At 68.9% G+C, this 4,833-nt stretch carries 7 protein-coding genes and 1 riboswitch; of the genes, 6 read left to right on the forward strand and 1 reads right to left on the reverse strand.

The features are described 5' to 3' along the window. Positions 1 to 81, reverse strand: an 81-nt coding sequence (locus tag FFS27_RS28620) for an NrdR family transcriptional regulator (protein WP_442962192.1), incomplete at its 3' end; no start/stop codon positions are given. Here FFS27_RS28620 and ribD point away from each other — a divergent pair. From ribD to FFS27_RS28650, 6 genes are all read left to right on the forward strand, one after another. Continuing rightward, the gene (gene ribD, locus FFS27_RS28625; protein ID WP_137952373.1) at positions 76 to 1,197 is read left to right on the forward strand and encodes a bifunctional diaminohydroxyphosphoribosylaminopyrimidine deaminase/5-amino-6-(5-phosphoribosylamino)uracil reductase RibD; all 1,122 of its coding nucleotides are present in this window, start codon (positions 76 to 78) and stop codon (positions 1,195 to 1,197) included. The two genes, FFS27_RS28620 and ribD, sit on opposite strands and share 6 nt — an antisense overlap. An 81-nt stretch (positions 1,198 to 1,278) precedes the next feature. Next, positions 1,279 to 1,441: riboswitch (FMN riboswitch) on the forward strand. Positions 1,442 to 1,624: 183 nt separating this feature from the next. Beyond that, on the forward strand, positions 1,625 to 2,284 hold the full coding sequence (locus FFS27_RS28630) for a riboflavin synthase (protein ID WP_003093316.1): 660 nt from the start codon (positions 1,625 to 1,627) through the stop codon (positions 2,282 to 2,284). Positions 2,285 to 2,310: 26 nt separating this feature from the next. Beyond that, the gene (gene ribBA, locus FFS27_RS28635) at positions 2,311 to 3,408 is read left to right on the forward strand and encodes a bifunctional 3,4-dihydroxy-2-butanone-4-phosphate synthase/GTP cyclohydrolase II (protein WP_003093313.1); all 1,098 of its coding nucleotides are present in this window, start codon (positions 2,311 to 2,313) and stop codon (positions 3,406 to 3,408) included. A 117-nt stretch (positions 3,409 to 3,525) separates the two neighbouring features. After that, positions 3,526 to 4,002 carry a 6,7-dimethyl-8-ribityllumazine synthase gene (gene ribH, locus FFS27_RS28640; protein ID WP_003093311.1) on the forward strand — a complete coding sequence of 159 codons (477 nt, stop codon included), beginning with the start codon at positions 3,526 to 3,528 and terminating at the stop codon, positions 4,000 to 4,002. Then, complete coding sequence (gene nusB / locus FFS27_RS28645; RefSeq protein WP_003093308.1) at positions 3,999 to 4,478, forward strand: transcription antitermination factor NusB; 480 nt, start codon at positions 3,999 to 4,001, stop codon at positions 4,476 to 4,478. The genes ribH and nusB overlap by 4 nt, the downstream gene beginning before the upstream one ends. 18 nt (positions 4,479 to 4,496) lie before the next feature. After that, positions 4,497 to 4,833: AIR synthase related protein (locus FFS27_RS28650; RefSeq protein ID WP_256659689.1), on the forward strand; the 337-nt coding region annotated here is incomplete at its 3' end.

Raw genomic sequence — 4,833 nt, forward strand, 5'->3', positions numbered from 1 at the left:
CCGGCGCACCTGATCGCCCTCGGCGACCAGTCGCGAGTCAATCACTTTGGTGTCATGGGCACCGCAGAAGGGACAATGCATGGTGCCGACCCGCTGTACATGGCCCGCGCCCTGGAACTGGCGCGCCAGGGGCTGTACTCCACCCATCCGAATCCGCGCGTCGGCTGCGTGCTGGTCAAGGACGGCCAGGTGGTCGGCGAGGGCTGGCACGTCCGCGCCGGCGAGCCGCACGCCGAGGTCCATGCCCTGCGCCAGGCCGGCGAGAATGCACGCGGCGCCACCGCCTACGTGACCCTCGAGCCCTGCAGCCACTTCGGCCGCACCCCGCCGTGCGCCGACGCGCTGGTGGGCGCCGGGGTGGCGCGGGTGGTCGCGGCGATGCAGGATCCCAACCCCGAGGTCGCCGGTCGCGGCCTGCTGCGTCTGATGCAGGCCGGCATCGTGGTGCAGAGCGGGGTCCTCGAAGCCGAGGCGCGGGAACTCAACATCGGTTTCATCAAGCGCATGGAACATGGCCTGCCGTTCGTCCGGGTCAAGCTGGCGATGAGCCTGGACGGGCGCACCGCCATGGCCAGCGGGGAAAGCCAGTGGATCACCGGGCCCTCCGCGCGTTCGGCGGTGCAGCGCTTGCGCGCTCGCTCCAGCGTGGTGTTGTCCGGCGCCGATACGCTGCTGGCGGACGATGCGCGGCTCAACGTACGCCCCGACGAACTGGGCCTGAACGCCGAGCTTACCGCGCTCGCCGCGGCTCGCCAGCCGTTGCGGGTGCTGGTCGACGGGCGCCTGCGGGTGCCGCTGGAGTCGGCGTTCTACCAGGCCGGTCCGGCACTGGTGGCGACCTGCGCCGCCGCCTCGGCGCGCGAACGCTTCCAGGACGCCGGTCACGAACTGCTGGCGCTGCCCTCCGCCGAGGGGCATGTCGACCTGCACAAGTTGCTCGTGGAACTGGCGGCGCGCGGCGCCAACGAAGTGCTGGTGGAGGCCGGCCCCCGCCTGGCCGGCGCCTTCGCTCGACTGGGGCTGGTGGATGAGTACCGGCTGTTCGTCGCGCCGAAGTTCCTCGGCTCCAGCGCCCGTCCTTTGCTCGACTGGCCGCTGACGCGGATGGCCGATGCGGCGCAGTTGCGGATCGACGACATCCGCGCGGTGGGCGACGACTGGCTGGTCACCGCGCGGCCCCATCCGCGGGACGCTTGAACTTCGCTGCGCGGCGACGCGGCGGACGATGCACAAGCGGCGCAACTGTGGTAAAACGCCACACGGCCATCTCGGTGGCCGTAACGTTCTCAGGGCGGGGTGAAAGTCCCCACCGGCGGTAATGGCGCGCAAGGCGCCTAGCCCGCGAGCGCTTGCCGGACCGGCCACCGCCGGACGACAAGGTCAGCAGACCCGGTGCGATTCCGGGGCCGACGGTCATAGTCCGGATAAAGAGAGAACGGGATTGCCTGCCTGGGCGTACCCTGTGCGCCCGCAAGATCCCCTTCGATCCAAAAAGCCCTGTTTTTCACGAAACAGGAGTTCGTCATATGTCTTCATCTTGGAATACCCGCGCTATGGCACGCAGGCCGCTCGGCGTCGCGCCGGCCATGCTGCGCGCCTGTGCGGCGGAAAAACGGGAGGTCGCATGTTCACCGGCATAATCGAATCGATCGGCAGCGTCCGCGCGATGACGCCCAAGGGCGGCGACCTGCGGGTCTACATCGCCACCGGCAAGCTCGACCTGGGCGACGTCAAGCTTGGCGACAGCATCGCGGTCAACGGCGTCTGCCTGACCGCGGTGGAACTGCCCGGCGATGGCTTCTGGGCCGACGTCAGCCGCGAGAGCCTGGCGCGCACCGCCTTCCAGCACCTGAAGGTGGGCAGCCGGGTGAACCTGGAAAAGGCCCTGACGCCGACCACCCGCCTCGGCGGACACCTGGTGAGCGGCCACGTCGACGGCGTCGGCGAGGTGCTCAAGCGCGAGGAGAACGCCCGCGCCATCCAGTTCACCGTACGCGCCCCGCGCGAACTGGCCAGGTACATCGCGCACAAGGGCTCGATCACCGTCGACGGCACCAGCCTCACGGTGAACGCGGTGAACGGCGCGGAGTTCGAGCTGACCATCGTCCCGCATACGCTCAGCGAAACCATCATGGCCGAGTACCAGCCCGGACGCCGGGTCAACCTCGAGGTCGACCTGCTGGCCCGTTACCTGGAGCGCCTGCTGCTTGGCGACAAGGCCGCCGAGCCCAGCGCCTCCGGCATCAGCGAAGCGTTTCTCGCCGAGAACGGTTTTCTCAAGTAACCCACGAATTGCATAAGGGGGTGCCCATGGCACTCAACACGATCGACGAACTGATCGAAGACATCCGCCAAGGCAAGATGGTCATCCTGATGGATGACGAGGACCGCGAGAACGAAGGCGACCTGATCATGGCCGCCGAATGCGTCCGCACCGAAGACATCAACTTCATGGTCAAGCATGCCCGCGGCCTGGTCTGCATGCCGATGACCCGCGAGCGTTGCGAGCGCCTCGGCCTGCCGCTGATGGTGCAGCGCAACGGCTCCGGCTTCGGCACCAAGTTCACTGTCTCCATCGAGGCCGCCGAGGGCGTCACCACCGGCATCTCCGCCGCGGACCGCGCCCGCACCGTGCAGGCTGCGGCGGCGAAGAACGCCGTGGCCGCCGACATCGTCAGCCCCGGCCACATCTTCCCGCTGATGGCACAGCCAGGCGGTACCCTGGCTCGCGCCGGGCACACCGAGGCGGCTTGCGACCTGGCGCGGATGGCCGGGTTCGAACCGTCCGGGGTGATCTGCGAGGTGATGAACGACGACGGCAGCATGGCTCGCCGGCCCGAACTGGAGGCGTTCGCCGCCGAGCACGGGATCAAGATCGGCACCATTGCCGACCTGATCCACTACCGGCTGATCCACGAGCGCACCGTCGAGCGCATCGCCGAGCAGCCGCTGGACAGCGAACTGGGCCACTTCAACCTGATCACCTACCGCGACTCGGTGGAGGGCGACGTGCACCTGGCGCTGACCCTCGGCAAGGTCTGCGCGGAAGAGCCCACCCTGGTCCGCGTGCACAACATGGACCCGCTGCGCGACCTGCTGCAGGTCAACCAGCCGGGCCGCTGGAGCCTGCGCGCGGCGATGACCAAGGTCGCCGAGGCGGGCAGCGGCGTGGTGCTGCTGCTCGGCCACCAGATCGGCGGCGACGACCTGCTCGCCCATGTCCGCGAGATCGCTTCGGCGCCGGCCCCGGCGCCCAAGGCCACCACCACCTACAGCACCGTCGGTGCCGGCTCGCAGATCCTGCGTGACCTCGGCGTGCGCAAGATGCGCCTGCTGAGTGCGCCGATGCGCTTCAATGCGATATCCGGTTTCGACCTGGAAGTTGTAGAATACCTGCCCGCCGAATAAGGCCTGTCCCGCCCGCCGCGTGCAAGATCGCGGCGGGCGCTATGCTGGACCGACCTTTCGACCCTTTTCGCTCGGGGCGCAACGGCGCCCCGGCTCTTTAACAGATGAGACCTGCTCATGACCCTGAAGACCATCGAAGGTACCTTCATTGCTCCCAAAGGCCGCTACGCCCTGGTGGTCGGCCGCTTCAACAGCTTCGTCGTGGAAAGCCTGGTCAGCGGCGCCGTCGACGCCCTGGTCCGCCACGGCGTGGCTGAAAGCGAGATCACCATCATCCGCGCCCCGGGTGCCTTCGAGATCCCGCTGGTGACCCAGAAGGTCGCCCAGCAAGGCGGCTTCGACGCCATCATCGCCCTCGGCGCGGTGATCCGTGGCGGCACCCCGCACTTCGAATACGTGGCCGGCGAGTGCACCAAGGGCCTGGCCCAGGTGTCCCTGCAGTTCGGCATCCCGGTCGCCTTCGGCGTCCTCACCGTCGACTCCATCGAGCAGGCCATCGAGCGCTCCGGCACCAAGGCCGGCAACAAGGGCGCCGAAGCCGCGCTGTCGGCCCTGGAAATGGTCAGCCTGCTGGCGCAGTTGGAGGCCAAGTGAGCAATCAAGACAGCGGCAACCCGGCAGCCAAGCCGCCGAAAGGCAAGACCGCCGCTCGCCGCAAGGCCCGCAGCCTGGCCGTCCAGGCCCTGTACTCCTGGCAGATCGCCGGCCAGCCCCTGCACGAGATCGAGGCGCAGTTCCGCACCGACAACGACTTCTCCGAGGTCGACGGCGCCTACTTCCACGAGATCCTGCACGGCGTGCCGCGACAGAAGAGCGAGCTGGACTCCACCTTCGAGCCCTGCCTGGACCGCCCGCTGGCCGAGATCGACCCGGTCGAGCTGGCCATCCTGCGGCTGTCCACCTACGAGCTGCGCAACCGCATCGACGTGCCCTACAAGGTAGTGATCAACGAGGGCATCGAGCTGGCCAAGACCTTCGGCGCCACCGACGGCCACAAGTTCGTCAACGGCGTGCTCGACAAGCTGGCGCCGCGCCTGCGCGCCGCCGAGCTGCGCGGCGGCAAGCGCTGATCCCGCGCCGGCGGCGTCATGGGTGAGTTCGAGCTGATCCGCCGCTTCTTCGCCGCGGCCGCCTGCGCGGCGCCGGCGACGGAGGTGGCCCTCGGCATCGGCGACGACTGTGCCCTGCTGGCGCCGCCTGCCGGCGAACAGCTGGCGGTCTCCACCGACACCCTGGTGGAAGGTGTGCATTTTCCCGCCGGTTGCGACCCTTTCCTTCTTGCCCAGCGCGCCCTGGCGGTCTCCGCCAGCGACCTGGCGGCGATGGGCGCCGCGCCCCTGGCCTTCACCCTGGCCCTGACCTTGCCGAAGGCCGAAGCCGAGTGGTTGCAGGGCTTCGCCCGCGGCCTCGACGCCATGGCCCGGC

Source organism: Pseudomonas sp. 2VD (assembly GCF_005503585.1).
GTDB lineage: Bacteria > Pseudomonadota > Gammaproteobacteria > Pseudomonadales > Pseudomonadaceae > Pseudomonas > Pseudomonas aeruginosa.